This window comes from Methylobacterium sp. PvP105, assembly GCF_017876975.1.
Lineage (GTDB): Bacteria > Pseudomonadota > Alphaproteobacteria > Rhizobiales > Beijerinckiaceae > Methylobacterium > Methylobacterium radiotolerans.
Genome location: NZ_JAGIPA010000001.1, coordinates 3,488,433 through 3,514,572, shown reverse-complemented (window position 1 = coordinate 3,514,572; position 26,140 = coordinate 3,488,433). Strand labels below are relative to the sequence as shown.

Here is a 26,140-nt window from a genome sequence, read left to right as displayed (position 1 = left end):
GGAACGCGCGAGAGCCCGGAACCGTGCCGCGCCCGGGCGGAGCGCCGTGTCACCCCGCGTGTCATCCGGGTGTCATCTACTTGTCGTAACCGCCCGGCCATCGGGCGGCCGGCGCTGGGTCTCTTCGGAAGATCGGCCGCAGGGCTCTGCCGCGGGCATGGGCTTGCCGGCGGGGCAGCGCAGGCTCTTGCCCGACGGCAACGGAGATTCCTTTGAGACCCTTCGCTTACGCGCTCGCCGTCGGCCTCGCGACGGTTCAGCTGGCGTCCGCGGCGCTCGCCGCCGATATCACCGGCGCCGGCGCCACGTTCCCCTTCCCGGTCTACTCCAAGTGGGCCGAGGCCTATCGCAAGGAGACCGGCTCGGGCCTCAACTACCAGTCGATCGGCTCCGGCGGCGGCATCAAGCAGATCCAGGCCAAGACGGTCGATTTCGGCGCCACGGACGCGCCCCTGAAAGCCGAGCAGCTGTCCAAGGACGGCCTCGTCCAGTTCCCGACCGTGATGGGCGGCGTCGTGCCGGTCGTGAACATCCCGGGGATCGAGCCGGGCAAGCTCAAGCTCACCGGCGACGTGCTGGCCGACATCTACGCCGGCAAGATCGCGAAGTGGAGCGATCCGCGGATCGCCAAGCTCAATGACGGGCTGAAGCTCCCCGACGCCAACATCACCCCGGTCTACCGCTCCGACGCGTCGGGCACGACCAACATCTTCACCACCTACCTGTCCCAGGTCTCCGAGCCCTGGAAGAAGGAGTACGGCGCGGCCACGACGATCTCCTGGCCGGTGGGTCAGGGCGGCAAGGGCAACGAGGGCGTCACCGCCACCGTGAAGCAGGTGCCGAACGCGATCGGCTACGTCGAGTCGGCCTACGCCAAGCAGAACAAGCTCTCCTACGCCCTGCTGCAGAACAAGGCCGGCAAGTACCCGCAGCCCGACGACAAGGCGTTCCAGGCCGCGGCCGCCAGCGCCGACTGGAAGGCCGCCCCGGGCTTCGGCATCTCGCTGACCAACCAGCCGGGTGAGGAGGCGTGGCCGATCACGGCGGCGACCTTCATCCTGGTCCACAAGGACGCCGCCGATCCGGCCAAGTCCGCCGCCGTGCTGAAGTTCTTCGACTGGGCCTACAAGAACGGCGACAAGCTCGCCACCGACCTCGACTACGTCCCGCTGCCGGACAACGTCGTCGAACTGATCCACCAGGAGTGGAAGGACGTGAAGGGCAAGGACGGCAAGCCTGTCCTCAACATGTGAGCGTGGCCGGGAGGAGGTGAGAACCTCCTCCCTCGCTTCCGGGAACGCAGCGCGCTACCACGCCCCCCTTCGCAGAGAACCGCGGATGCCCGCTTTGACCGAATCGATCGCCCTCGGCCGAACCCGTACCGCGACCGCGCGGAAGGCGCCGAGCCGGAGCCTCGACACGCTGTTCCGGACCTGCTCGTACGGCGCGGCCCTGCTGGTGCTGCTCGTGCTCGCCGGCATCCTCGGCTCGATCCTGTACGGCGGCTGGCCCGCCTTCCGCGAGTTCGGCTTCGGCTTCCTGACCTCCAGCGCCTGGAACGTCGGGACCGAGCAGTACGGCGCCCTGGTCGCGGTGATCGGGACCGTCGCCTCCGCCTTCCTGGCCCTGCTGATCGGCGTGCCGGTCTCGCTGGGCATCGCGGTCTACCTCACCCAGCTCTGCCCGGGCTGGGCCCGCAAGCCGGTCGCCATGACGATCGAGCTGCTCGCCGCCGTGCCGAGCATCATCTACGGCATGTGGGGCCTGTTCGTGTTCGCGCCGCTCTTCGCGCGCTACGTCCAGATCCCGGTCTCGAACCTCGTGGAGGGCATGCCGATCGTCGGCACGCTGTTCTACGCCCGGGTACCGTCGGGCGTCGGCGTGTTCACCGCCGGGATCATCCTGGCGATCATGATCGTGCCGTTCATCGCCTCGATCGCCCGGGACATGCTCGACCAGATCCCGACCGTGCTGCGCGAGAGCGCCTACGGCATCGGCTGCACCACCTGGGAGGTCGTGCGCCACGTGCTGGTGCCGCAGGCGGCGGTCTCGATCATCGGCGCGATCATGCTCGGCCTCGGCCGGGCGCTCGGCGAGACGATGGCGGTGACCTTCGTGGTCGGCAACGCCAACCGGCTCTCGGCCTCGATCTTCGACCCGAGCTCGACCATCGCGTCGCGCATCGCCAACGAGTTCAACGAGGCGGACGGCCTCCAGCTGAACGCGCTGATGGCCCTGGGCTGCATCCTGTTCGTGATCACCTTCGTGGTGCTCATCATCGCCCGGCTGCTGACGCGCCGCGTCAAGGCCGCCTGAGGAGCACGCGCGATGGTTTCCTCCAGCACGATCGCCCCGGCCGCCCAACGCCGCCCCGGCCGCGTCCGCCAGGGACGCCGCGTCGCCGACCGGGCCCTGCGCGTCGCCTGCACCGCCGCGACGGTGGTGGGCGCCCTGGTCCTCGGCTCGATCCTGGTGATGCTGATCGTCCAGGGCGTGCGCGGCTTCACGCCCACCCTGTTCACCAACCCGACCCCGGGCCCGGGCTCCGAGGGCGGCGGCATCGCCAACGCGATCCTGGGCAGCCTCGTGCTGACCGGGATCGGCATCCTGATCGCCACACCGGTCGGCGTCATGGCCGGGACCTTCCTCGCCGAGTACGGGCGCGGCTCGAAGCTGGCGGCCCTGATCCGCTTCCTCAACGACGTCCTGCTCTCGGCGCCGTCGATCCTGATCGGCCTGTTCGTTTACACGCTGATGGTGCGGCCGATGGGCACCTACTCGGGCTGGGCCGGCGGCGTGGCCCTGGCGATCATCGCCGTGCCGGTGATCGTGCGCACCACCGAGGACATGCTGCGCCTCGTCCCCGGAACCCTGCGGGAGGCCGGCGCGGCGCTCGGCGCGCCGCCCTCGACGGTGATCATGAGCGTGACCTGGCGGGCGGCCTCGGCCGGCATCGTCACCGGCATCATCCTGGCGCTCGCCCGCATCGCCGGCGAGACCGCGCCGCTGCTGTTCACCGCGCTCAACAACAATTCCTGGTTCTCGGCCAACCTGATGGGCGGCGTCGCGAACCTGCCGGTGATGATCTACCAGTTCGCCCTCTCGCCCTACCCGAACTGGCAGGGCCTCGCCTGGGCGGGCGCGCTCCTGATCACCGCGACCATCCTGGCGCTGTCGATCATCGCGCGCCTCGTGATCAAGCCGCAGGCCTCGCGCTGAGCCCCCTTTCGAGGACACGACGATGAACGCCGCCTCCGCGATCCCGACGGTCGAGCTGAACCGCAACCGCGCCGAAGAGGGCGGCCCCGTGCGGATCGCCGTCAAGGACCTGAACTTCTACTACGGCAGCTTCCACGGGCTGAAGGACGTCAACCTCAACTTCCACGACCGGCAGGTGACGGCGCTGATCGGCCCCTCCGGCTGCGGCAAGTCCACCCTGCTGCGCTGCTTCAACCGGATCTACAGCCTCTACCCGGAGCAGCGCGCGGAGGGCGAGATCCTGCTCGACGGCGAGAACATCCTCAGCCCCTCCGTCGACCTGAACGAGCTGCGCTCGCGCATCGGCATGGTGTTCCAGAAGCCGACGCCGTTCCCGATGTCGATCTACGACAACGTGGCCTTCGGCCTGCGCCTCTACGAGAAGCTGCCGAAATCCGAGCTTGACGGCCGGATCGAGGAATCGCTGCGCAAGGCCGCCCTCTGGGACGAGGTGAAGGACAAGCTCCGGCAGCCGGGGACCGGCCTGTCGGGCGGCCAGCAGCAGCGCCTGTGCATCGCCCGGACGGTGGCGCAGCGTCCGGAGGTGATCCTGTTCGACGAGCCGACCTCGGCCCTCGACCCGATCTCCACCGGCCGCATCGAGGAGCTGATCGAGCAGCTGCGCGACGAGTTCACCATCGTGATCGTCACCCACAACATGCAGCAGGCGGCGCGCATCTCGCAGTTCACCGCCTTCATGTATCTGGGGCAGCTCGTCGAGTTCGGTCCGACCAACCGGATGTTCATGAATCCGACGGAGCGCCGCACGCAGGACTACATCACCGGCCGCTTCGGCTAGTCTGCCGGGCCGCTCCGGTCCCGGGACCGCCGCTCGCGTCTCCGGCGCGTCGGCGGATCCGCAAACCTCCCGGAGGGCCGTCCCCGGGACCCCATCGAAGGATCCGCCATGCCCGGCCATATCGTCACCTCCTACGACACCGACTTGGAGAACCTGCGTCGCTCGATCTCGGAGATGGGCGGCGTCGCCGAGAAGATGACCGCGGAGGCGACCGATGCCCTCGTGCGCCGGGACGACACGCTCGCCCAGGCGGTGATCCTCGCCGACAAGCGCCTCGACGCGCTGCAGCGGGACATCGAGGAGCGCGCCGTGCTGCTGATCGCCCGGCGCCAGCCGCTGGCGATCGACCTGCGCGAGACCATCTCGGCGATCCGCGTCTCCGGCGATCTCGAGCGGATCGGCGACCTCGCCAAGAACGTCGCCAAGCGCGTGGTGGCGATCTCCGACCAGGCTCCGGCCCAGAAGATCGTGCTCGGCGTGCGCCACATGAGCGACCTCGCCGAGGGCCAGCTCAAGGACGTGCTCGACGCCTACGCGAGCCGCGACGTCCAGGCGGCCCACGACGTCTGGGAGCGCGACGGTGAGATCGACGCCCTGTACAATTCCCTGTTCCGCGAGCTCCTGACCTACATGATGGAGGACCCGCGCAACATCTCGTTCTGCACGCACCTGCTGTTCTGCGCCAAGAACGTCGAGCGCATCGGCGACCACACCACCAACATCGCCGAGACGATCCACTACCTCGCCACGGGCGAGACCCTGGCGGGCGACCGGCCGAAGAACGACGCGTCGAACTACGCGACGGTGGACGGACTCCAGGCGCCGTGAGCCCCCGACCCCGGCCTTCCTGCGGGCATGGCCGGGGCCAGTAACCGTGCAGGTTGAGGCCGGGCGGCGCCTCCTGCACCATCCGCGGGACCGCCGGTAGAACGAGTCGTCGAACGTGAGCATGCAAGTCCTGATCGTCGAGGACGAGGAGGCGCTGACCACGCTGCTGCGCTACAACCTGGAGGCCGAGGGCTTCCTGGTGGATTCGGCGGCGCGCGGCGACGACGCCGAGCTGCTCCTGGCGGAGCGGATCCCGGACCTCGTCCTGCTCGACTGGATGCTGCCCGGCCTCTCCGGGATCGAGCTGTGCCGCCGGATCCGGGCGCGCCGGGAGACCGAGCGCCTGCCGGTGATCATGCTCACCGCCCGGGGCGAGGAGGGCGACCGCGTCCGCGGTCTCGGCACGGGCGCCGACGACTACATCGTCAAGCCGTTCTCGGTGCCGGAACTGCTCGCCCGGATCCGCGCGCTGCTGCGCCGGGCCAAGCCCGCCCACGTCTCGGACCGGCTGGCGGCGGGCGATTTGGAGCTCGACCGCACCGGCCACCGCGTCCGTCGCGGCGGCGAGGAGCTGCATCTGGGCCCGACAGAGTTCCGGCTGCTGGAATTCCTGATGCTGGCGCCGGGCCGGGTCTTCTCCCGCGAGCAGCTCCTCGACGGGGTCTGGGGCCACGACGTCTACATCGACGAGCGCACGGTGGACGTGCATGTCGGGCGGCTGCGCAAGGCGCTGAACGGCCCGCGCCAGGCCGACCCGATCCGCACGGTCCGCGGCTCGGGCTACGCCTTCGACGAGACCTTCTCGCTCGAGGCCTGAGGCGGCCCCAAGGCGCGTCGGAGCGACAGATCGCTCCGGCGCGCCGTCTCTGCTCAGGCGCCGGGGACCGCGGACGGGTTCAGCGCGCCAGCGCCGCGCTCCGTCCCGCGGCGGCCGGCACCGCCTCCAGCGCCGCCAGGACCGTCCCCTCGGTCAGGATCTGCGGGAGCACCTGGGGCTCCCCCGTCCCGGTGTAGAGCAGGTAGAGCGGGACGCCGCTGCGCCCGTGCTTCTCCAGGAGGCGGGTGATCTCGGGGTTCTGGTTGGTCCAGTCGCCCTTCATGTAGGTCACGCCGCGCTCGGCCATCGCGGACCGCACCGCCCTGGTGTTGAGCGAGGTCGCCTCGTTGACCGCGCAGGTGATGCACCAGGCGGCGGTCATGTCGACGAAGACGGGGCGGTGCGCGTCGAGAAGGGCGTCGAGGCGCGCCTGCGTGAACGGCTCGACCCCGTCGGCGGCGGCCTGCGCCGCCGGCGCGGCGCTGCTCCGGGGCAGGGTGACGGCGAGGGAGGCGACCGCGATCAGCGCCAGCGCCGCGGCGGCCTGCGCGATCCGACCCGTCCGCGGCGCGGCGGCGCGGCCGTGCTCCCAGGCCCAGGCGGCGAAGCCCACGAGCACGAGGCCGATCAGCGCCGCCAGCTGCCCGCGCGGGTCGACCTGCTGCGCCAGCACCCAGATCAGCCACGCGACGGTGGCGTAGACCGGGAAGGCCAGCACCTGCTTGAGGGTCTCCATCCAGGCGCCCGGCCGCGGCAGTGCCCGCAGGGCCGGCGGCCAGAGGGTCAGGAGCAGGAAGGGCAGGGCGAGGCCGAGGCCGAGGCTGGCGAAGACGGCGAGCGCCACGCCGGCGCTCTGGGTCAGCGCGAAGCCCACCGCCGAGCCCATGAACGGCGCCGTGCAGGGCGTCGCCACCAGGGTGGCGAGCACGCCCGTGAAGAACGAGCCGCTCAGGCCGGCGCGCCGGGTGAGGCCGTCGCCGAGGCCGGCGAGCCGCCCGCCGACATGGACCGCGCCGGAGAGGCTCAGGCCCATCGCGAACAGCAGGTAGGCGAGCCCCGCGACCACGGCGGGCGATTGGAGCTGGAACCCCCAGCCGATCGCGGCCCCGCCGCTCTTCAGGCCGATCAGCGCGGCGGCGAGCGCCAGGAAGCTCGCCAGGACGCCGGCCGTGTAGGCGAGGCCGTGGAGCCGCAGCCGGGCCGGCCCCTCGCCCGCGTGCCGCACGAGGCTCAGGACCTTGATCGACAGGACCGGGAAGACGCAGGGCATCAGGTTGAGGATCAGGCCGCCGAGGAAGGCGAAGGCCGCGGCGGTCGCGAGGGTCAGCGCGTCGAAGTCGGAGGTTGCCGGCGCGGTCGAGGCCGGGTTCGGCGCGGTCGGGGCCTGCGCCGCGGCGGCCGGGAGCACCGGCTCGTCCCCGTACGCGAAGGCGAGCCGGCGGGTCCCGGCGGCGTCGACCTCGTCGACCGTCAGGACGCCGGGCAGCGCGGTGGGCACCGGATCGGTCGGGCTGCTCCGCGCGAGGGTCAGGTGCAGGCCGGTCTCGTCGACGGTCATCACCTGGGCGGCGGCGTTGTCGATCGCGGTCTCGGCGTAGGGGAAGTACGCGGCGTTGCGGAGCGCCTCGGGCTTGAGACCGGTCGCGGCGAAATCGAGGCGCAGGGTGTCGCCCTGGCTCGACAGGCGCAGGGGCCAGAGCGCCGGCACGGGCAGCGCGGCGCGCGCGCGCGCGAACAGCGCGGCGCTGGCCGGGTCCGGCTCGGCCTTGCCCACGGGCAGGGTCAGGGCGAGGTCGGCCGAGCCGGGCACGCACTCGGTCTCGCAGACGAGATAGGTCAGTTTCGCCTGGATCCGCACCGGGTCCGCCGGGTCGAGGCTCGGCGGCGGCGTCACCGGCACGAGGAGCGTGACCTCGCCCTCGTAGCCGTAATTCATGAGGGTCGCGATCGGGATGCGCTCCGGCGCCGGCCACCGGATCGCGCCGGCGTTGAAGCCGGCCGGCAGGGTCCAGGTCACCTCCGGGGGCAGGCCGGAATCGCCCGGATTGCGCCAGTAGACGTGCCAGCCGGGCTTGATCTGCATCCGCACGGCCAGCGTGAAGGGCTGCGCGCCGGCGACCGCGGCGGGCTCGGCCACGAGGCTCGCGCGCACGAGGTCCGCGGGCGTGCGGAAGCCCTGCGGAAACCCCTGCGCCGCGGCGGCCGAGAGGCTCGCGGCGAGGGCCAGGATCAGGATGGCGAGGCGGCGGATCATGCTGTCCCTTCGCGCGCGGGGCGGTCGCGGTTTCACGCGCGGCGTCTCTCGCCCGGCGCGGGCGTTTCCGTGGCGCCGGGTCTTACCATGGACCGCGTCCGGGGTCCCGTCCGGGGTCCCGTGCGGGGTCCCGTGCGGCCGGCTCACCCCTCCAGCGGCGCCGTCGCCCGCTCCAGCCAGTCGCGCGCGGCGGTGTCGAGCCCGGGCGCCAGGGTCTCGCGCACCCGGGCATGGTAGGCGTCGATCCAGGCCCGCTCCCCGGGTTCGAGCAGGTCCGGCCGGATCAGCCGGCGGTCGTAGGGGGCGAGCGTCAGCGTCTCGAAGCCGAGCATCGGGCGCTCGCCGCCCGCGATCGCGCGGGACTCGACCAGGACGAGGTTCTCGATCCGGATGCCGTAGGCGCCGCGGGCGTAGTAGCCCGGCTCGTTCGACAGGATCATGCCGGGCTCCAGCGCCACCGTGCCGGTCTTGGCGATCCGCTGCGGCCCCTCGTGCACCGACAGGAAGGCGCCGACGCCGTGACCGGTGCCGTGGTCGAAGTCGAGACCGGCCTGCCAGAGCGGCGCCCGCGCGAAGGCGTCGATCTGGGCGCCGGTCGTGCCGACCGGGAACACCGCCCGCGCGATGGCGACGTGCCCCTTCAGCACGCGCGTGAAGCGGTCGCGCATCTCGGGGCTCGGCGCGCCGACCGCGACCGTGCGGGTGATGTCGGTGGTCCCGTCCGGGTACTGCGCCCCGGAATCGATCAGGAACAGCTCGCCCGGCCGGACCGTCCGGTCGGTGGCGCGGCTCACCCGGTAGTGGACGATCGCCCCGTTCGGTCCGGATCCCGAGATGGTGGGGAAGGAGACCTCGCGCAGGTCGCCGCCCGCGGCCCGGAAATCCTCCAGGGCCTCGACGGCGGCGATCTCGGTGAGGCCGCCGGCCGCGGCCGCCCCGTCGAGCCAGGCGAGGAAGCGCACGACGCTCGCCCCGTCCCGGACATGGGCGGCGCGGGCGCCCGCGATCTCGGCGGCGTTCTTGACCGCCTTCATGCCGGTGATCGGGTCCTTGCCGACATCGGCCGTGCCGCCGGCGGCCTCGATCTTCTCCTTCAGGGCGACGGCGCCGGTCGACGCGTCGAGGCGGACGCGCACGCCCGCCAGGGACGCCAACCCGTCGTCCAGGTCCGCCCGCGGCAGGATCTCGGCGACCGGCGCGAGCGCGGCCCGCAGGGCCGGATCGACGTTCGGCGAGACGAGGAACAGCCGGGCCGGCCCCTCGCGCGGAAGGATCGCGTAGCCCAGCGCCAGGGGCGTGTGGCCGACGTCGGCCCCGCGCAGGTTGAAGGCCCAGGCGAGATTGTGCGGGTCGGAGATCACCAGGGCGTCGCAGCCGCCCTCGGCGAGCGCCGCCCGGATCCGGCCGAGCTTGTCGGCGGACGCCTCGCCGCACAGCGCGTCCGGGTGGACCACCACCGGTCCGGCCGGCGGCCGCGGCCGCCCGGCCCAGACCGCGTCGACGAGGTTCGGCACCGCCCGCACCGCGCCGCCGGCGCGGGTCACGGCCCGCTCCAGGCGCGCCAGACCGTCCGGCGTGTGCAGCCACGGATCGTAGCCGAGCACCTGATCGCGCCGCAGGTTGGCGCCGATCCAGGCCTCCGGCGTCGTTTCGGCGAGCGGTACCACCGTGACGAGGCCGGTATCGACCTGCTCGGGCGCCTGCAGGGTGTAGCGCCCGTCGACGACCAGCGCCGCCGACTCCATCAGGATCACGGCCGTCCCGGCCGAGCCGGTGAAGCCGGTGAGCCAGGCGAGCCGTTCGGCGTCGGCGGGAACGTATTCGGACTGGTGCTCGTCGGCCCGCGGCACGACGAAGCCGTCGAGCCCGGTCGCGCGCAGGGCCGCCCGCAGCGCCTCGATCCGCTCGGCGCCCTTCCGGTGGCTCGGGTCGTCGAAGCTCTGGAAGCGCTGACGCGGTCGGGACGTGCGGGTCTCGGTCATCCGCGGAGCCTAGCGCCCGCCGCTCCCGCGTCGCAACACCCTGTTCTCACGACAAAGAGTCGGTCGGAGGTCGGTTGCGGTGCTTAAAAATCGTTAGCAATCTTATCACGCCGCGGATTTTCGCTTATTACTCAGACATGCCCCGCCGCGTTTACTACCGGATCAGCGACAGACCCGACGGCCGCTTCGACGCCGTCGTGACGATCGAGCCCGACACGGTGGTCCGCCGCGACGGTTTCGACTCGCTCGCCGAACTCGAGGAGTGGATCGACGGCCTGCGCGCGCTGATGGCGGCGCTCGGCGCGCCCGTGTCACAGGTGGACACGGCGGGGGCGCCGGCCGAGACCGCGGACGAGCCGGATCGGCCGGGCCGGCTGCGCACCGCGCGCTGATCAGCCGTTCGTGACCGGCAGGTCCGGCGCGCGATCCGCGGGCGCGCCGTCGTAGCCCTCGATCCACGCTCGGCGCGCGGGCGAATCGGCCGGATAGGGGCAGGCATCCTTGGGACGGCCCCACGCCCGGGCGCGGGCGCCCTCGGCGATCGGGTCCGCGGGCGGATCGTGGAGCGACGTCTGGCTCATGGCCGGACAACACGCCGGCGCGCGCGGAGTTCTGGGCGGTTCCGCGCGGTTCAGCGCCGCGGACGCGGTGCCGCACCGCCGCGCGTCAGGACAAGGGCGACCCACCCCTCGATCACGCCGCGCCGCACGAGGGAGAAGCCCTGGAGGCGGTAGGCGGAGAGCACGCCGGGCACGTCGCGCTCGATCAGGCCCGACAGGACCAGCACACCCTCGGTGGCGACGACCCGCGCCAGCGTCGGCGCGAGGAGCCTGAGGGGCCGGGCCAGGATGTTGGCGAAGACGAGATCGAAATGGCGCGACCGGTCGGCGAGGCGGTGGCGGACCCCGGGCCCCTCGTAGAGCTTGAGATAGGGGCCGAGCCCGTTGGCGCGGGCGTTCTCGCGGGCCGTGCGCACGGCCTCCGCGTCGAGGTCGCCGGCCACCACGGGTTGCCGCAGGGCCCTGGCGGCCGCGAAGGCGAGGATCCCGGTCCCGGTACCGACGTCGAGGACGTGGACCGGGCGCCGGCGCTTGAGCTCCGAGACCAGGGCGCGGAGGCAGCCCAGGGTCGTCCCGTGATGCCCGGTGCCGAAGGCGAGGGCGGCCTCGATCTCGATGGCCAGATCATTGCCCCGGACGGAGTCGCGGTCGTGCGCGCCGTGGACGAGGAACCGGCCGGCCCGGACCGGCTTCAGGCCCTCCAGCGACGCGCGCACCCAGTCCTGCTGCGCGATCGTGCGGAATTCCGCCGCGTCGGCCGCGTCGCCGATGACCGGGCGGATCAGCGCGCGGATGTAGTCCTCGTCGGGCGCGTCCGCGAAATAGGCCTCCAGGCGCCACGTGCGCCCGTCCTCGTCCTCGAAGGCCGCCACCGCGGTCTCCGTGGGATCGAACATCTCGCCCAGCAGGTCGGTCATCGCGCGGGCCGAGCGTTCGTCGGTCAGCAGACGCAGGACGTGGGACGGGCGGTGGGGCGGCAGGCCTTCGAGCATGGTGCCCGGCTGTAACGCCGGGCCGGGCCGCAGCCCAGGGGCTGACGCGAAAAAATACGGGCCCGGCAGGGGCGGGGCGGCGGAGCGGACCGGCGGCCCGACCCGTTGTTGCCGGACAGTCACAAGCGCCAATACTTATCTTTCCCGCGACCCAAAGCAGTGTCCACAGCCACTGCGTGTGCTTAAACAATCTCGGCTTCCCCAAGGCCAGACCCTCAACTCGGGCGCGCCGCTCGTTCCGGAGCGGCGCGCCGGTTTTGACAGACGATCGTGCCGCCATGACCGCGCCTCTCCTCATCAGCGTCGCCTTCGCGGCCGTGACCACGGCCGCGGCCACGCTCTGGGCGGTGCTGGTCGCGAACGGCATGAACGGCCTGCCGGAGACGCGCCCGACCGAGCGGCACGACATCCGCACCTGGTGAGGTCGCGCCCTCAGATTCGCGCGAGCGGGTGCCCAGGAATGCGGCAGGATGGTCGCGCGTTAACCAAATGATGTACCGCAGCCGCGGAACCGGCCGCTGACAGCGGCGTTTTTGCCGGCTTTTTACGTGAATCACGATTGAGCAGGGTGCGTACAGCGTGACCAAGTCCCGGCGTTCCGGCCCCCGCGGGCCCGTGGTCGTCAACGGTGCGGCCGTGCCTGCCCGACCGCGCGAGCGGATCTTCGGCGGCCCCGCACCGGACGGGCCCATCCCGGGCCATCTCCTCGTCCTGCTGAGCCGCCTGCATCGGGCAGAGGCCGAGCCCAAGGACCGGCAAGAGGCCGAGCTCGGCTGACGTGACGGGAGCCGCGCCACCCCTCGGGGCGGCCGGCCCTTGGCCCAGTGTCCGCGCGCGCCTATGATCCCCGTCGTTCCCCGCCGTATATAGCGGGTCGCGACCGGGAGTTCCCACCGATGCCCCTGACCCGACGGATCCTGGTCGCCGGCGCGCTCGCGGCCCTGACCCTCGCGCCGACGGACAGGGCCGCGCGAGCGGACGCGCCGGTCGTCGTGTTCGCGGCCGCGAGTCTCAAGAACGCCCTCGACGACGCCGCCGCCGCCTGGACGAAGGCGACCGGCAAGACCGCGCGGATCTCCTACGCCGGCTCGAACGCCCTCGCGAAGCAGATCGAGGCGGGAGCGCCGGCGGACCTGTTCATCTCGGCCGACCTCGCGTGGATGGATTACGTCGACCGGGCCGGGCTGCTGAAGGCCGGCTCGCGGATCGACCTCCTGCGCAACGCCCTGGTGCTGATCGCCCCGGGGCCGAAGGACAGCGCCTCGGATCCGCAGGTGGCCCTGGCGCCGAACCTCGGCACCACGCTGACGCGGATACTCGGCGGCGGGCGGCTGGCGATGGCGACGATCGACGCCGTTCCCGCCGGCAAGTACGGCAAGGCCGCCCTAGAGAAGCTCGGCGCCTGGGACGCCGTGAAGGGGCAGGTCGCCCAAGCCGAGAACGTGCGCGCCGCCCTCCTGCTGGTCGCCCGGGGCGAGGCGCCGCTCGGCATCGTCTACGCCACCGACGCGGCCGCGGACCCGAGCGTCCACGTGGTCGCGACCTTCCCGGCCGACAGCCACCCGCCGATCGTCTATCCGGCGGCGGTGACCCGGGAGTCGCGCAACCCGGATGCCGGGACGCTGCTCGGCTACCTGCGCGGCCCGGAGGCCCGGGGCTCCTTCGAGCGCCAGGGCTTCACGGTGGTCGCGCAGCCCGGCGCCAGCCAGTAGCGGCGCGCCGCCCCCTTGCTCGGCCTCACGCCGGACGAGTGGACCGCCGTCGGCCTGAGCCTGCGGGTGGCGACGGTGGCGACGCTCGCGAGCCTCGTGCCCGGGCTCGCCGTGGCGTGGCTGCTGGCGCGGCGCCGGTTTCCCGGCCGCGCCCTGCTGGACGGGCTGGTCCACCTGCCGCTGATCCTGCCCCCGGTCGTGACCGGCTACCTGCTGTTGCTGGCCTTCGGCCGGCGCGGCCCGCTCGGCGCGCCCCTCGCCGAGATCGGCGTGGTCTTCTCCTTCCGCTGGACCGGGGCGGCGCTGGCCTGCGCGGTGATGGGTTTCCCGCTCATGGTGCGGGCGATGCGGCTGTCGATCGAGGCCGTGGACCGGCGCCTGGAGCAGGCGGCCGGGACCTTGGGCGCGAACCCCTTCGCGGTGTTCCTGACGATCACGCTGCCGCTCAGCCTGCCCGGCTGCCTCGCGGGGGCCGTGCTGGCCTTCGCCAAGGCGATGGGGGAGTTCGGCGCGACCATCACGTTCGTGTCGAACATCCCGGGCGAGACCCAGACGCTGCCGTCGGCGATCTACACGCTGACGCAGGTCCCCGGCGGAGAGGGGCCGGCCCTGCGCCTCACCCTGATCTCGATCGCGCTGTCGGTCACGGCGCTGCTGGTCTCGGAATTCCTGGCGCGGCGGGCCGGTCGGCGCCTGGGGGCGGGCTGAATGGCGACCGATCCGGGGCGGGACGCCCGCTCAGGCATACGCGTAGGGACCGCCCTGCTGCAGCGCCCGCCGGTAGGCCGGCCGGGCGTGGATGCGCGCGAGCCAGTCCGCGACGCGCGGGCCCGCGCCCGTGCCGCGCGCCGCGAAGGCCTCCAGCGGGAAGCTCATCAGGATGTCGGCCGCGGTGAAGTCGGCGCCGCAGAAATAGGGTCGGCCGGCGAGCTCCGCCTCCCAGAAGGCCGCGTGCCGGCGCAGGTCCGGATCGACGAAGCCCCGCAGCACCGTGTCGGCGATCCGGCGGACGAGGGGCCGCAGCGGCCAGGGGCTACCCGGCGCCAGCCGCCCGAAGACGAGCTTCAGCAGCAGCGGCGGCATCGCCGAGCCCTCGGCGTAATGCGACCAGTAGACGTAGCGCCGCCGCTCCTCCGTCCCGGGTCCGGGCACCAGCCGCGCGCCGGCGAGATCCGTCAGGTAGGCGACGATCGCGCCGGTCTCGGCGACCACCGTCCCGCCGTCGGTGATCACCGGCGCCTTGCCCAGCGGGTGGACAGCCAGGAGTTCGGGGGGCGCGCGCAGGGTCCGCGGATCGCGGGCGTAGCGGATCACGCGGTAGGGCAGCTCCAGTTCCTCCAGCAGCCAGAGCACGCGCTGCGAGCGGCTGTTCTCGAGGTGGTGGACCGTGATCATCGCGGGCAAGTCCGGGCCGGCGCCGGGACGCGCCGGGGCTCCTGTTACGCGAGTCTGTCCGCGTGAGCATCCAGGTCGACGTCCAGCTCCGGCGCGGCGCCTTCGCGCTCGCGGCCGCCTTCGAGGCCGGGCCGGGGCTGACCGCCCTGTTCGGGCGCTCGGGCTCGGGGAAGACCACGCTGATCGACCTGATCGCCGGCCTCGCGCGGCCGGACCGGGGCCGGATCGTCGTCGGCGGCACCCCGTGGGTCGACACCGCGTCCGGCCTGGTCCTGCCGTCGCACCGGCGCCAGGTCGGCGTGGTGTTCCAGGACGCGCGGCTGTTCCCGCATCTCAGCGTCCGGACCAATCTCGGCTACGGCCGGGTCTTCGCGCGGCGCGGCGCCGACCCGGCGGCCTTCGCGGCCGTGACCGACATGCTCGGCATCGACCATCTCCTCGACCGGCGGCCCGCGGGACTCTCGGGCGGCGAGCGCCAGCGGGTGGCGATCGGTCGCGCGCTGCTGGCGAGGCCGCGCCTCCTGCTGATGGACGAGCCCCTCGCGGCCCTGGACGAGGCCCGCAAGGCCGAGATCCTCCCCTACATCGAGCGCCTGCGCGACGAGGCCGGCGTGCCGATCCTCTACGTCAGCCACGCCGTGTCCGAGGTGGCCCGGCTCGCCAACACGGTGATCGTGCTGGAGGCCGGGCGGGTGGCCGCAGCCGGTCCCGCGGAGACGATCCTGCGCCGCGCCGATCTCGTGCCGATCCACGAGGCCGAGGCCGGCGCGCTCCTCGACATGGTCGTCGAGGCCCTCGACGCCGCCACCGGGCTCACGCGCCTGACGGGCGCCGCCGGGCGCCTGCTGGTGCCGGGCCTGTCGCGCCCGGCCGGGACGCGGCTGCGGGTCCGCATCCCCGCGCGGGACGTGCTCGTCGCCACCGAGCCTCCCCGCGGCCTCAGCGCGCGCAACGTGCTGGCCGGCCGGATCTGCGGCCTGACGGCCGCGGGTGCCGAGACGGCGGTGGAGATCGACTGCAACGGCGCCCGTCTCGTGGCGCGCGTGACCGGCGCGGCCGTCCGCGACCTCGGCCTCGCGCCGGGACGCGAGGTCCACGCCATCATCAAGAGCGCGTCCTTCGACCCCGCCGGGATCGGCCTGCTGCGGCCGCCGCGGGCGATCTGAGACCGCGACGATGCGCAGCGGCAACGGGCAGGCCGCGCGAGACGCGGCCGCGGCGTGCTGTGCTCGCTTTGGTTGCATAGTCTAGTATCAAAACAACCATTAGTTAGAACATCGCCGTCACGATGGGCCGTGCAGTGGTCGTGCTGCGCGAGTCGCGGAGGGCGATGCGATGGGCATGCGGCGCTTGCGTCGGCGGAGCGCGCCGAGCGGTTGGACCTGCCGGCGCGGCAGTTCCGCGGTGGAGTTCGCCCTGGTGGCGCCCGTGCTGTTCCTGCTCTTCGCCGGGATCGCGGTGTTCGGGATCTGCCTCGGGGCCGCCCACAACCTCCGCCAGATCGCCGCCGAGGCGGCCCGCGCCTCCGTGGCGGGCGTCACCGATGCCGAGCGCGCGAACCTCGCCCAGACCATGGTGAACCGGAGCCTGAGCGCCGGCGCGATGTTCCGGCCGGGCAGCGTCGTCGTGCAGGTCGGGCCGGATCCCAGCGACGCGACGGTGTACACGGTCACCGTCACCCTCGACGCCTCGACGCTCGGCATCAACGTCTTCGCGCGCCTGCTGCCGATGCTCCCGACGGTGCTGCGCAGCAGCGTCAGCGTCCGGAAGGGCGGCCTGTGACCGGCCCGGGCGGGCGCCTGCTGCGCTTCGGGGCCGCGCGCGGCGGCAACGTCGCGATCCTGGTGGCGCTCGGCAGCGCCATGCTGATGGGGGCGGGCGCGGTCGGGATCGATCTCGGGCTGGTCTTCCAGGCGCGGCGCAAGGCGCAAGGGGCGGCGGACATCGCCGCCATGCTGGCGGCCGTCGATCCGAGCCAAGCCGACACGGTCGCCCGCCGGTCGCTCAGCGACAACGGCTACGGTGCCGCGACCGCCACGGTCGCGCCCGGCAGCTACGACGCCAGCACCAGGGGCGTCGCTCCGGGCGGCCGGTTCAGCGCCGGCGGAAGCCCCGCGAACGCGGTGCGGGTCGGCCTCTCGACCTCGGTCCCGGTGACCTTCGGCCGGGCGATCGGCCTGCCCGCGGCGGTGCCACTGCGGGTGACCGGCACCGCCGCGAGCGCGCAATTCGCGGCCTTCACGATCGGATCCGGCACCCTGAGGCTCGAGGGCGGCATCGCCAACGCCCTGCTCGGTGCCTTGCTCGGGGCCAGGCTGTCGCTCAGCGTCAGCGACTACGATGCCCTGGCCAGCGCCCGCGTCGACGGGCTGCGCGTCCTGGACTCGCTCGGGGCGAGCCTCAACATGCAGGCCGCGAACTATACCGACATCGTCCAGGCGAATGCCAGCGTCGGTCAGCTGCTGATGGCGATCCGGGCCGCCGCGTCGGACAATGGCAGCGCGGCGTCGGCCCTGTCGGGGATCCTCAACGCCCTGCCGAACGCCGGAAACCTCGTCGCGATCGGTCAAGTGGACGGGCTCGGCGACGCCGCCGCGCTGGCGCCGCCCCGGGGCTTCGCCGGCCCCTCCCTCAACGTGCTGAACCTCCTGGGCGCCGCCGCCTCCCTGGCGAACGGCCAGAACCAGGTGGCGGTCGATCTCGGAGCCACCGTGCCGGGACTGCTCTCGACCCGGCTGACCCTGGCGATCGGCGAGCGCAAGCGCAGCTCGGGCTGGGTCCGGCCGGGCAGCCAGAACGCCACCGTTCAGACGGCGCAGACCCGGCTGCTGATCGAGACCACCGTCACGGCGCCGCTCGGGCTCGGGACGCTCTCCCTGCCGGTCTACGCGGAAGTCGCACCGGCGCAGGCGACCCTGCGGTCGCTCAGCTGCGCCGGGTCCGGAGGACGCAAGGTCACCCTCGACGCGCAGACCGGACTGGCGACGCTGGCCGTCGCCCAGATCCCGCGCGCCGCGATCACGGGGGGCAGCGCGGGCCCCGACCTGTCGCAGCCGGCCTCCCTGATCGCCCTGCCGCTGGTCAACGTCTCCGGGCGGGCCCACGCGACGCTCGGCACCGCGTCGCAGACCCTCGTGTTCTCGGACGCCGACATCGCCAACCACACCGTGCGCACGGTCGCCTCGGGCAACTTGACCCAGTCGCTCACCGGCAGCCTGCTGCGCAACCTCGTGCTGAACATCGACGGCCTCGGCGTGCCGCCGCTGCTCCAGTCGGCCCTGACGACGACGCTGGGCACTGTGACCCCGGGGATCGACCTCGTGCTCGACACCGTCCTGCGCAGCCTCGGCCTGCGTCTGGGCTACGCCGATCTCGGCGTCGACGGCACCCTCTGCAACCAGGCCGTGCTGGTGCAGTGAGCCGGGCCGGACGGTCCGGCGGGACGCGGCAGCCCCGCTCAGTGGCCGCCGCGGCGCGCGCCGGTCGCGGAGGCCTTGGCGATGCGCCGGCCGAGGTGCAGCAGCAGCATGTCGATGAGGAGTTGAAGCTCGGAATCCGCCACGCCCTCGAGGGCGTCGCGGCATTCGAGGGCGCGGTCCACCGCCCGCGCGAGCGGGTCCGCGGGCTCGGCCGCCGCGTGCGCAGCCGCGTGCGCCGCCGACGGCTCGTCGGTCACGTCGATGATGACGCCGTGCCCGAGGCGCCGGCTCGACGCGCCCGTCGGGATCCGGCCGCGGTCGAGGATCCGGCGGACCTGACCCGAGGGCGACAGCGTCCGGTACTCGGCCACGAACAGGCCGCCGCGCTCGCGCACCGCCTTGAACTGCCGCACCACGGCCGGCCGATCCTCGGGATGGACGCAGGCCTTGGCGACCGAGAGCGGGAGGGGGCGTCCGGCCAGTCCGGGATCGCCGGCCAGCACCTCGGCGGCGCCGGCGTCGAGGACGCAGCGCTCGGCGCGCGGCGACCACGACCACGTGCCGATGATCCCGGAGGCGTCGAGGGCGGCCGAGAGATCGACTGGCCGGGGGCGGGGGCCCTGGATTGCATCGGCAATCATGGGCGAACTCCGGTTGCAGCGCGCACCATGCCCGCCTTCGTCGGAGACATACAACCGCTGATGGAATTAATGAGCAGTTAACTCAACTCGATGGTCCGCCACGTATCGACGGCATTGCCCTGCGCGGATAGCGGAATCCCGTTCTTCGGGCGGCCGCACCGGGTCGATATGACCCGGAACCAACCCGTTCAGGTTGTAATCGCGGTCGCGCCTCAGCCGAGCTGGGTGAGCAGCGTGAAGGCGCCGAAAATCAGGACCGCGCCGACCGAGGCGGCGAGCAGGATGAGCGCCGCGCGCGATTCCCGCATCTCCGATGACATGGCGCCCTCCCGTCGCGGCCCGCGTCGGCGCGCGGGCGAGTTCCGTCAGGATTCGCACCGATCGGCCGCGCTGTCGACGGCCGACCGGGCGCGCGCGGCGACATCGCCCGCCATCCGGAAAGTCCCGGACGGCGGCGACGGCCCGGCCTCAGGCCGCGGTGCGGCGCTCCACCATCCGCGCCAGGAAGGCGCTGCCGATCGGGATGATCGAGTCGTCGAAGTTGTAGCCGGCATTGTGCAGGCCGGGGCCCGGATTGGCGCCGAGCCAGACATAGGCGCCGGGGACCGCCATGGTCATGTCGGCGAAGTCCTCGCTGCCCATCTTGGGCACGACGTTCGATTCGACCTTGTCGGCGCCCAGGAGCTCGGTGGCGACCTCCGTGGCGGCGGCCGCCTGCTCGGGGGCGTTCTCCAGGACGGAGAACACGTCCTGCAGGTCGACGGTGACCTCGGCGCCGTAGGCCGCGCCGAAGCCCGCCGCCAGCTCACGCATGCGGGTGCCGGCCAGCGCCCGGATCTCCTTGTCGAAGGTGCGGATCGTGCCGGCGAGATGGGCCGTCTCCGGGATCACGTTGTAGGCGGAGCCCGCCTCGATCCGGGTGATCGACAGGACGATGGACTTCAGCGGATCGGCGTTGCGCGACACGATCGACTGGAGGGCCTGGGCGAGGCCGGTGGCGATGATGATCGGGTCGACGCCCCGGTGCGGCTGGGCGGCGTGGATGCCCTTGCCGCGGATGTGGATGTCGAAGAAGTCCGCCGCCGCCATGATCGGTCCCGGCCGCAGCTTGATCATGCCGTGGCCGCCGCCGGGCTGGTTGTGCAGCCCGTAGATCTCGTCGCAGGGGAAGCGCTCGAACAGGCCGTCCTTCAGCATGGCCCGGGCGCCGCCGCGGCCCTCCTCGGCCGGCTGGAACACGAACACCGCGGTGCCGTCGAAATCGCGGGTCTCGGCGAGGTAGCGCGCCGCGCCGACCAGCATCGTGGTGTGCCCGTCATGGCCGCAGGCGTGCATCTTGCCCGCGTAGGTCGAGCGGTAGGGGAGGTTGGTCTCCTCTTCGATGGGCAGGGCGTCCATGTCGGCGCGCAGGCCGATGCGCTTGCCGTTGTCGGTGCGGCCCTTGAGCAGGCCCACCACCCCGGTGCCGCCGACGCCGCGATGCACCTCGCAGCCGAATTTCTCGAGGAGATCGGCCACGATGCCGGCGGTGCGCACCTCCTCGAAGCCGAGTTCCGGATGGGCGTGCAGGTCGCGGCGCAGGGCCGTCAACTCGTCGGCGTAGGTCTTGATGCGGTCGATCGGGCTCATGACTCGGCACTCTCGGGGGGGGACGTGTTGGGGGACGGGGATCCGGACGGCGTCGCGCCCTCGCGGGCGCCGCCCTGGTCCGCGCGCCGGAACGGCGTCAGCGTGTCGAGGACATCGACCGCCTCGGCGACGTGGGCGCGCTCCCGCTGCAAGTAATCGGCCACCGCGCGGCGCAGCGCCGGGTCGGCGATGTCGTGGGCCGAGTGCATCAGGACCGGCCGGTAGCCGCGGGCGAGCTTGTGCTCCCCCTGGGCGCCCGCCTCCACGCGCTTCAGGCCGCGGGCGATCGCGAAATCGATCGCCTGGTAGTAGCAGACCTCGAAATGCAGGAAGGGGTGGTCCTCGATGCAGCCCCAGTTGCGCCCGTAGAGCGCCGTGTCGCCGATCAGGTTGATGGCCCCGGCGATGTAGGCGTCGCCGCGCTTGGCCATCACGAGCAGCACCCGGTCGGCCATGCGCTCGGACAGGAGCGAGAAGAACCGGCGGTTGAGGTAGGGCCGGCCCCATTTCCGGGAGCCCGTGTCCATGTAGAAGGCGTAGAACGCGTCCCAGTGGGCCTCGGTGATGTCCGCGCCGGTCAGGTGCTCCACCGTGATGCCGGGCGCCAGGGCGTCACGGCGCTCCTTGCGGATGGTCTTGCGCTTGCGCGAGGCGAGGGCGGACAGGAAATCGTCGAAGGTCGCGTAGCCGTCGTTCTGCCAGTGGAACTGCTGGTCGGTGCGCTGCAGGAAGCCGGCCGCGCCGGCCCGCTCCCACTCCGCCTCGCGCATGAAGGTGACGTGGATCGAGGAGGCCTTGGTCTCGCCCCGCAGCGCCCGCAGGCCCGCGACGAGGCCGGCCGTGGCCTCGTCGGGATCGGCCCCCGGGGCGATCAGGAAGCGCGGCCCGGTCACCGGCGTGAACGGCACGCTGACCTGGAGCTTGGGGTAGTAGGCGCCGCCGGCCCGCTCGTAGGCGTCGGCCCAGCCGTGGTCGAAGACGTACTCGCCCTGGCTGTGCGATTTCAGGTAGCAGGGCGCCACGCCGAGGCGCGCGCCGTCGCGCTCGACGGAGACGTGGAGCGGCAGCCAGCCGGTCCTGCGCGAGACGCAGCCCGAATCCTCCAGCGCCGACAGGAAGGCGTACGACAGGAAGGGGTTGTGGGTCTCGTCGCCCGCCGCCAGGGTCTCGGACGAGAAGGCGCAGGCATCCCATTCCGCCGCGCCGATCTCCTTCAATCCGGGAAGCGCTCGCACGGTCAGTGCGGCGGTCTCCGGCGTCGGCCCGGGTGCTTGCTTCATGGGCCGGAGTCTAGCCCGTGACCGGCCGGGAGCAAGCGGGCGGATGCGCACGGCACCCGCGGCAGCGTTGTCAGACGGCCGCCGACGTCACCCGCCGCGGGCCGGACCCGTCGTCGCGCCGGACGCCCGAACCGGACGTCACGGTCGCGGCGCGCGCTCACTCGCCGAGGCGGCCGACGCAGGAGACGTCGTCCGCCTTGCAGTCGAGGTATCCCTTCAGGACCTTGATCCGCGCGTCGGTCAGCCCCTTCAGGCAGCCGTTGTACGCCATCGCGTAGGCCGAGCCCCCCTCGAGGCCCAGGGTCTCGAGGAAGCAGGTCGCGTCCCGGTACGACAGCCAGGCCTTCTGGGCGCCCCGCAGGGCGTCCTTCGTCTTCGGGCCGATCTTCTTCGTCAGCTGCCCGTAGACGGCGTTCAGCGCGGTGTCGGCGGCCCGGTAATCGGCGCCCGCGCAGGCGTTGAGATCCGCCTGGGTCGTGCCCTCGCACGGGTCGGCCGCCGCAGCGGGTGCCGGGGAGAGCAGGGTCGCGGCGAGGGCGAGGCCCCGGCAGAGCCGCGCGAACCGCGCGCGCGCGTCACTCGTAACGGTCATGGCGATCTTGGTCGGACGGAATCGGACAGGGCGTAGGAAAATTTACGGGACGAACCCCTCGAACACCATCTGATCCGCGTGCGCGGCCGCGCGGGCGCGTTGCTCCGCGGTCCGGACCGTCCAGGTCATGACGGGGATCTGACCGAGCAGCCGGCAGAGGTAGGTCGGCGCGCAGGGCAGGTCGTCCACCCGCCAGGACAGGAAGTCGGGCCGCGTCTCGGCGAGGTGCAGCAGGTCGGAGAGCGACCGGCGGAGCGAGGGCGTCAGGGCCGCGTAGACCGGATCGTCCTGCGTCGTCTCCGCCACGATGCCCCGCGGGATCGTGGCGGGGCAGAGGTCGCGCAGGGCCGCGACCACCTGCGGGTCGAAGGATTTCAGCGCCACCGGCCCGGCGCAGGCCGCGGCGATCTCGGCGGTGCGGGTCGCGAGCCGCAGGTCGCCGTCGTAGCGGGACTTCACCTCGATCACCACCGGCACCGCCCCGGCCACCGCCGCCAGGAAGGCCGGCAGCGTCGGGATCGTCTCCGCGGACCCGGCGACGGCGAGCGTCCCGAGTTCGGCGGCCGACCGGTCGGCCAGAGCCGCGCCCGTCCCCGTCAGGCGCCCGAGGGCGGCGTCGTGGAAGACCATCGCCTCGCCGTCGGCGCTGAGCTGGACGTCGCACTCGATGGCGAAGCCGCCCGCGACCGCCGCCCGGGCCGCCGCCAGCGTGTTCTCCGGCCGGCCCGCCGCGCGGTCGTGCAGGCCGCGATGGGCGATCGGCCGCGCGGTGAGCCAGTCGGGGGCGGCCACCGTCAGCGGACCTCGAACATCGCCTCGACCTCGACGGCGGCGTCGAGGGGCAGCTCGGCCACGCCGACGGTGGAGCGGGCGTGGCGCCCGCGGTCGCCGAGCAGCTCGACCATCAGGTCGGAGGCGCCGTTCATCACGCCGGCCACGGCCGAGAAGCCCGGCGCCGCGTTGATGAAGCCGCCGAGCCGGACGCACTGGACCACCGCGCGGTCGAGGTCGCCCACCGCGGCCTCGAGCTGGGCGAGGACGTTGAGGGCGCACAGGCGGGCGGCCGCCTTGCCGGCCTCGGCCGAGACGCCGCCGCCGACCTTGCCCTTGTGCTCGGCCGCGATGGCGCCGTCCGCGCCGAAGCAGACCTGGCCGGAGATCACCACCAAGTTGCCGGTGCGCACGAACGGCACGTAGTTGGCGACCGGCGCCGCCGCCCTCGGCAGGGTCAGGCCCAGCGCCGCCAGGCGTTCCTTGATCGAGCTCATCGGGTTCTCCCTGGTTCCTGCGAATCCGCGGGAGCAGGAGCACGGCCGCCCCCCGCGGCGCAAGGGCCGGTTCCGCAGACCTTCGATTCTCCGTCGGCCCGGGGCGAGACCGCCGCCGCTTGACCGTCGAGATCAGCCCTATCGGTGCCGCGTGCAGGGCTGCCCGGCGGGTCCGCCGGGCACTGAAACGTTGACAGGCGGCGGCTCTTTCATAGTAATCGCGCGCGTGCCGCCCAGGACTGAGGCGGCACTTTCATTTGGAGCCGGCTCAACGCTCGCTCCGGGATCCTGCGTGAAACGGAGATGGGACCCGTGACGTCAGCCCTTCTGCCGACCTACGTCCGCGCGCCGCTCGCCTTCGAGCGCGGCGAGGGCGCCTGGCTCGTGACGGAGGGCGGGGAGCGATACCTCGACTTCGGCGCCGGCATCGCGGTGAACGGCCTCGGCCACGCGCACCCGCACCTCGTCGGCGCGCTGACCGAGCAGGCGAGCAAGATCTGGCACACCTCGAACCTGTTCCAGATTCCGGGCGGCGAGCGCCTCGGGCAACGCCTCGTCGACACGACCTTCGCGGACGTGGTGTTCTTCTGCAACTCGGGCGCGGAGGCGAACGAGGCGGCGATCAAGATCGCCCGCAAGTACCACGCGGCCGGTGGGCAGCCGGAGCGCTACCGGATCGTCACCTTCGCGGGCGCCTTCCACGGGCGGACGCTGGCGACGCTCGCGGCCGGCGGCCAGCAGAAGTACATCGAGGGCTTCGGTCCGAAGGTCGAGGGCTTCGACCAGGTCCCGGCCGGCGACTGGGCGGCGCTCGAGGCGGCGATCGGGCCGGAGACGGCGGCGCTGATGATCGAGCCGATCCAGGGCGAGGGCGGCGTTCGGGAGATCCCCCACGCGGACCTGCGCCGGCTGCGCGAGATCTGCGACGCCAACGGCCTCCTGCTGATCATGGACGAGGTCCAGACCGGCGTCGGCCGCACGGGCCGGCTGTTCGCGCACGAATGGTCCGGCATCACCCCGGACATCATGAGCGTCGCCAAGGGCATCGGCGGCGGCTTCCCGCTCGGCGCCTGCCTCGCGACCCGCGAGGCCGCCCGCGGCATGACCGCCGGCACGCACGGGACCACCTTCGGCGGCAACCCGCTCGCCATGGCGGTGGGCAACGCCGTGCTGGACGTGGTGCTGGAGGAGGGCTTCCTCGCGCGCGTCGCCCGGTCCGGCCTGCTGCTCAAGCAGAAGCTCGCGGCCCTGCGCGACCGCCACCCGCACGTCATCCAGGAGATCCGCGGCGAGGGGCTGATGCTCGGCCTCAAGCTCGGCGTGCCGAACACCGACTTCGCCGCCGCCGCGCGGGACGCCCACCTGCTGGTCATCCCGGCGGGCGACAACATCGTCCGCCTGCTGCCGCCGCTGACCATCGGCGAGGCCGAGATCGACGAGGCGGTCCGCCGCCTGGACGCGGCGGCGTCCGGCTTCGAGGCCGTGCGCGGCGCGGCCGAGTAGGATCGATCCGCGCGATTGAGAACACCGCCCCCCGGATCCCGGAGGGCGGCCCGAAGCATTTCCGGGCGCGGTCGATCCCGCCGCGCGTGACGGAGATGCCCCTGCCAGGAGGTAGAGTGCGGTTCATGATCAGGTGATCGTTGAGCAGACTCTAGTATTGTGACGCGATGAAAGCCCAGATTGACGGCCGGGCACACGCCCCGGCCAGGCACCTGAACGGTGCCGGCCCTCGTCATTTCCTCGATCTCAAGGATTTCTCCGGGGCGGAGCTGCGCCGGGTCCTCGATGCCAGCGCCGCCATCAAGGCGCGCCGCCGCAAGGGCGAGCTGGCTGCCGAGCGCCCGCTCACCGGCAAGACCCTCGCCATGGTGTTCGACCGGCCCTCGACCCGCACCCGCGTCTCCTTCGACGTGGCGATGCGCGAGCTCGGCGGCGAGACCCTGATGCTCACCGGCTCCGAGATGCAGCTCGGCCGCGGCGAGACCATCGGCGACACCGCGCAGGTGCTCTCGCGCTTCGTCGACGCGATCATGATCCGCATCCTCGACCACGGTCAGATGCTGGAGCTGGCCGAGTACGCCACCGTCCCGGTGATCAACGCGCTGACCAAGGTCTCGCACCCGTGCCAGATCATGGCCGACGTGCTGACCTTCGAGGAGCATCGCGGGCCGATCCGGGGCCGCAAGGTCGCGTGGTCGGGCGATGCGAACAACGTGCTGGCGAGCTGGGTTCACGCCGCCGCCCGGTTCGACTTCACCCTGAACATCGCGAGCCCGCCGGAACTCGCGCCGCCGCCGGCGCTCCTCGCCTGGGCGCAGCAGGAGGGTGCCGACGTCCACGTCACCACCGACGCCTTCGCGGCCGTGGACGGCGTCGATGCGGTGGTCACCGATTGCTGGGTGTCGATGGGCGACGACGACGAGGCGCACCGGCACAACCTGCTGAGCCCCTATCAGGTCAACGACGCGCTGATGGCGGCGGCGAACCCGGACGCGATCTTCATGCACTGCCTCCCGGCCCACCGCGGCGAGGAGGTGACGGCCGAGGTGATGGACGGCCCGCGCTCCGTGGTGTTCGACGAGGCCGAGAACCGCCTGCACGCGCAGAAGGGCATCCTGGCCTGGTGCCTGGGCGCCAGCGGGCTCTGAGCCCGCGGTCGCCACGTCCGGCCTCGCGCTCGCGGGGTCGGGGCACCATATAGGCGTGAGCGG

At 72.7% G+C, this 26,140-nt stretch carries 27 protein-coding genes; 16 read left to right on the top strand and 11 right to left on the bottom strand.

Features of this window, described 5'->3' with window-relative positions; all coding sequences use genetic code 11:
- Window positions 1–212 precede the first annotated feature (212 nt).
- The 6 genes from pstS (at window position 213) to phoB (ending at window position 5,702) form a co-directional block, all read left to right on the top strand.
- Complete coding sequence (gene pstS / locus J3A75_RS17210) at window positions 213–1,253, top strand: phosphate ABC transporter substrate-binding protein PstS (protein ID WP_012319312.1); 1,041 nt, start codon at window positions 213–215, stop codon at window positions 1,251–1,253.
- Window positions 1,254–1,338: 85 nt separating this feature from the next.
- The gene (pstC, locus tag J3A75_RS17205; RefSeq protein ID WP_012319311.1) at window positions 1,339–2,316 is read left to right on the top strand and encodes a phosphate ABC transporter permease subunit PstC; all 978 of its coding nucleotides are present in this window, start codon (window positions 1,339–1,341) and stop codon (window positions 2,314–2,316) included.
- 12 nt (window positions 2,317–2,328) lie between these two features.
- Window positions 2,329–3,219 carry a phosphate ABC transporter permease PstA gene (pstA, locus tag J3A75_RS17200; RefSeq protein ID WP_012319310.1) on the top strand — a complete coding sequence of 297 codons (891 nt, stop codon included), beginning with the start codon at window positions 2,329–2,331 and terminating at the stop codon, window positions 3,217–3,219.
- Between the two features lie 22 nt (window positions 3,220–3,241).
- Window positions 3,242–4,057, top strand: coding sequence for a phosphate ABC transporter ATP-binding protein PstB (pstB, locus tag J3A75_RS17195; RefSeq protein WP_012319309.1), 816 nt, complete (start codon window positions 3,242–3,244; stop codon window positions 4,055–4,057).
- A 108-nt stretch (window positions 4,058–4,165) separates the two neighbouring features.
- Window positions 4,166–4,885 carry a phosphate signaling complex protein PhoU gene (gene phoU, locus J3A75_RS17190; protein WP_012319308.1) on the top strand — a complete coding sequence of 240 codons (720 nt, stop codon included), beginning with the start codon at window positions 4,166–4,168 and terminating at the stop codon, window positions 4,883–4,885.
- A gap of 121 nt (window positions 4,886–5,006) precedes the next feature.
- Entirely contained in the window at window positions 5,007–5,702 is a 696-nt protein-coding gene (gene phoB, locus J3A75_RS17185) for a phosphate regulon transcriptional regulator PhoB (protein ID WP_012319307.1), read from the top strand.
- A gap of 79 nt (window positions 5,703–5,781) precedes the next feature.
- Here phoB and J3A75_RS17180 read toward each other — a convergent pair whose 3' ends face one another.
- Entirely contained in the window at window positions 5,782–7,956 is a 2,175-nt protein-coding gene (locus J3A75_RS17180) for a protein-disulfide reductase DsbD family protein (RefSeq protein ID WP_199825841.1), read from the bottom strand.
- 143 nt (window positions 7,957–8,099) lie between these two features.
- On the bottom strand, window positions 8,100–9,938 hold the full coding sequence (locus tag J3A75_RS17175; protein ID WP_209650525.1) for an aminopeptidase P family protein: 1,839 nt from the start codon (window positions 9,936–9,938) through the stop codon (window positions 8,100–8,102).
- 137 nt (window positions 9,939–10,075) lie between these two features.
- On the opposite strand from J3A75_RS17175, the gene J3A75_RS17170 reads away from it, so the two are divergent.
- Window positions 10,076–10,330, top strand: coding sequence for a hypothetical protein (locus J3A75_RS17170; protein ID WP_070999511.1), 255 nt, complete (start codon window positions 10,076–10,078; stop codon window positions 10,328–10,330).
- Here J3A75_RS17170 and J3A75_RS17165 read toward each other — a convergent pair whose 3' ends face one another.
- Window positions 10,331–10,519, bottom strand: coding sequence for an Rmf/CrpP family protein (locus J3A75_RS17165; protein WP_070999510.1), 189 nt, complete (start codon window positions 10,517–10,519; stop codon window positions 10,331–10,333).
- Between the two features lie 50 nt (window positions 10,520–10,569).
- Window positions 10,570–11,490: a 50S ribosomal protein L11 methyltransferase gene (locus J3A75_RS17160; protein ID WP_024830030.1), complete on the bottom strand. Its 921-nt coding sequence runs from the start codon at window positions 11,488–11,490 to the stop codon at window positions 10,570–10,572.
- Between the two features lie 278 nt (window positions 11,491–11,768).
- Here J3A75_RS17160 and J3A75_RS17155 point away from each other — a divergent pair, with 278 nt between their 5' ends.
- From J3A75_RS17155 to modB, 4 genes are all read left to right on the top strand, one after another.
- A complete protein-coding gene (locus tag J3A75_RS17155) occupies window positions 11,769–11,912 on the top strand; it encodes a hypothetical protein (protein ID WP_164891278.1) in 144 nt (47 codons plus the stop codon).
- Window positions 11,913–12,126: 214 nt separating this feature from the next.
- Window positions 12,127–12,267, top strand: coding sequence for a hypothetical protein (locus J3A75_RS17150; RefSeq protein ID WP_244633107.1), 141 nt, complete (start codon window positions 12,127–12,129; stop codon window positions 12,265–12,267).
- A gap of 119 nt (window positions 12,268–12,386) precedes the next feature.
- A complete protein-coding gene (gene modA / locus J3A75_RS17145) occupies window positions 12,387–13,202 on the top strand; it encodes a molybdate ABC transporter substrate-binding protein (RefSeq protein ID WP_070999509.1) in 816 nt (271 codons plus the stop codon).
- Window positions 13,203–13,217: 15 nt separating this feature from the next.
- Window positions 13,218–13,910 (top strand): molybdate ABC transporter permease subunit, encoded by a 693-nt coding sequence (gene modB / locus J3A75_RS17140; protein ID WP_012319298.1) that lies wholly within the window; start codon window positions 13,218–13,220, stop codon window positions 13,908–13,910.
- Window positions 13,911–13,940: 30 nt separating this feature from the next.
- Here modB and J3A75_RS17135 read toward each other — a convergent pair whose 3' ends face one another.
- Window positions 13,941–14,597, bottom strand: a complete 657-nt coding sequence (locus J3A75_RS17135; protein ID WP_043073738.1) for a glutathione S-transferase — start codon at window positions 14,595–14,597, stop codon at window positions 13,941–13,943.
- Between the two features lie 62 nt (window positions 14,598–14,659).
- Between J3A75_RS17135 and modC the strand changes: the two genes are divergently transcribed.
- The 3 genes from modC (at window position 14,660) to J3A75_RS17120 (ending at window position 18,016) form a co-directional block, all read left to right on the top strand.
- Window positions 14,660–15,763, top strand: coding sequence for a molybdenum ABC transporter ATP-binding protein (gene modC / locus J3A75_RS17130; RefSeq protein ID WP_070999508.1), 1,104 nt, complete (start codon window positions 14,660–14,662; stop codon window positions 15,761–15,763).
- 175 nt (window positions 15,764–15,938) lie between these two features.
- Window positions 15,939–16,379, top strand: a complete 441-nt coding sequence (locus J3A75_RS17125) for a TadE/TadG family type IV pilus assembly protein (RefSeq protein ID WP_244413241.1) — start codon at window positions 15,939–15,941, stop codon at window positions 16,377–16,379.
- Window positions 16,376–18,016 (top strand): TadG family pilus assembly protein, encoded by a 1,641-nt coding sequence (locus J3A75_RS17120; protein WP_070999506.1) that lies wholly within the window; start codon window positions 16,376–16,378, stop codon window positions 18,014–18,016. Before J3A75_RS17125 ends, J3A75_RS17120 begins: the two co-directional genes overlap by 4 nt.
- A 38-nt stretch (window positions 18,017–18,054) precedes the next feature.
- Here the strand turns inward: J3A75_RS17120 and J3A75_RS17115 are convergent, their stop codons facing one another.
- From J3A75_RS17115 to J3A75_RS17090, 6 genes are all read right to left on the bottom strand, one after another.
- Window positions 18,055–18,657, bottom strand: a complete 603-nt coding sequence (locus tag J3A75_RS17115; protein ID WP_029360635.1) for a PAS domain-containing protein — start codon at window positions 18,655–18,657, stop codon at window positions 18,055–18,057.
- A 468-nt stretch (window positions 18,658–19,125) separates the two neighbouring features.
- Window positions 19,126–20,286, bottom strand: coding sequence for a M20 aminoacylase family protein (locus tag J3A75_RS17110; protein ID WP_012319291.1), 1,161 nt, complete (start codon window positions 20,284–20,286; stop codon window positions 19,126–19,128).
- Complete coding sequence (locus J3A75_RS17105) at window positions 20,283–21,566, bottom strand: GNAT family N-acetyltransferase (RefSeq protein WP_012319290.1); 1,284 nt, start codon at window positions 21,564–21,566, stop codon at window positions 20,283–20,285. Before J3A75_RS17105 ends, J3A75_RS17110 begins: the two co-directional genes overlap by 4 nt.
- Before the next feature lie 157 nt (window positions 21,567–21,723).
- Window positions 21,724–22,158 (bottom strand): lysozyme inhibitor LprI family protein, encoded by a 435-nt coding sequence (locus J3A75_RS17100; protein ID WP_070999504.1) that lies wholly within the window; start codon window positions 22,156–22,158, stop codon window positions 21,724–21,726.
- A 42-nt stretch (window positions 22,159–22,200) separates the two neighbouring features.
- Window positions 22,201–22,950, bottom strand: a complete 750-nt coding sequence (locus tag J3A75_RS17095; RefSeq protein ID WP_012319288.1) for a glycerophosphodiester phosphodiesterase family protein — start codon at window positions 22,948–22,950, stop codon at window positions 22,201–22,203.
- Between the two features lie 2 nt (window positions 22,951–22,952).
- Window positions 22,953–23,426, bottom strand: a complete 474-nt coding sequence (locus J3A75_RS17090) for a RidA family protein (protein WP_012319287.1) — start codon at window positions 23,424–23,426, stop codon at window positions 22,953–22,955.
- Between the two features lie 312 nt (window positions 23,427–23,738).
- Here J3A75_RS17090 and J3A75_RS17085 point away from each other — a divergent pair, with 312 nt between their 5' ends.
- Both J3A75_RS17085 and argF read left to right on the top strand, forming a co-directional pair.
- The gene (locus J3A75_RS17085; protein ID WP_063110169.1) at window positions 23,739–24,929 is read left to right on the top strand and encodes an aspartate aminotransferase family protein; all 1,191 of its coding nucleotides are present in this window, start codon (window positions 23,739–23,741) and stop codon (window positions 24,927–24,929) included.
- A gap of 167 nt (window positions 24,930–25,096) precedes the next feature.
- Complete coding sequence (argF, locus tag J3A75_RS17080) at window positions 25,097–26,077, top strand: ornithine carbamoyltransferase (RefSeq protein ID WP_012319285.1); 981 nt, start codon at window positions 25,097–25,099, stop codon at window positions 26,075–26,077.
- Window positions 26,078–26,140 lie beyond the last annotated feature (63 nt).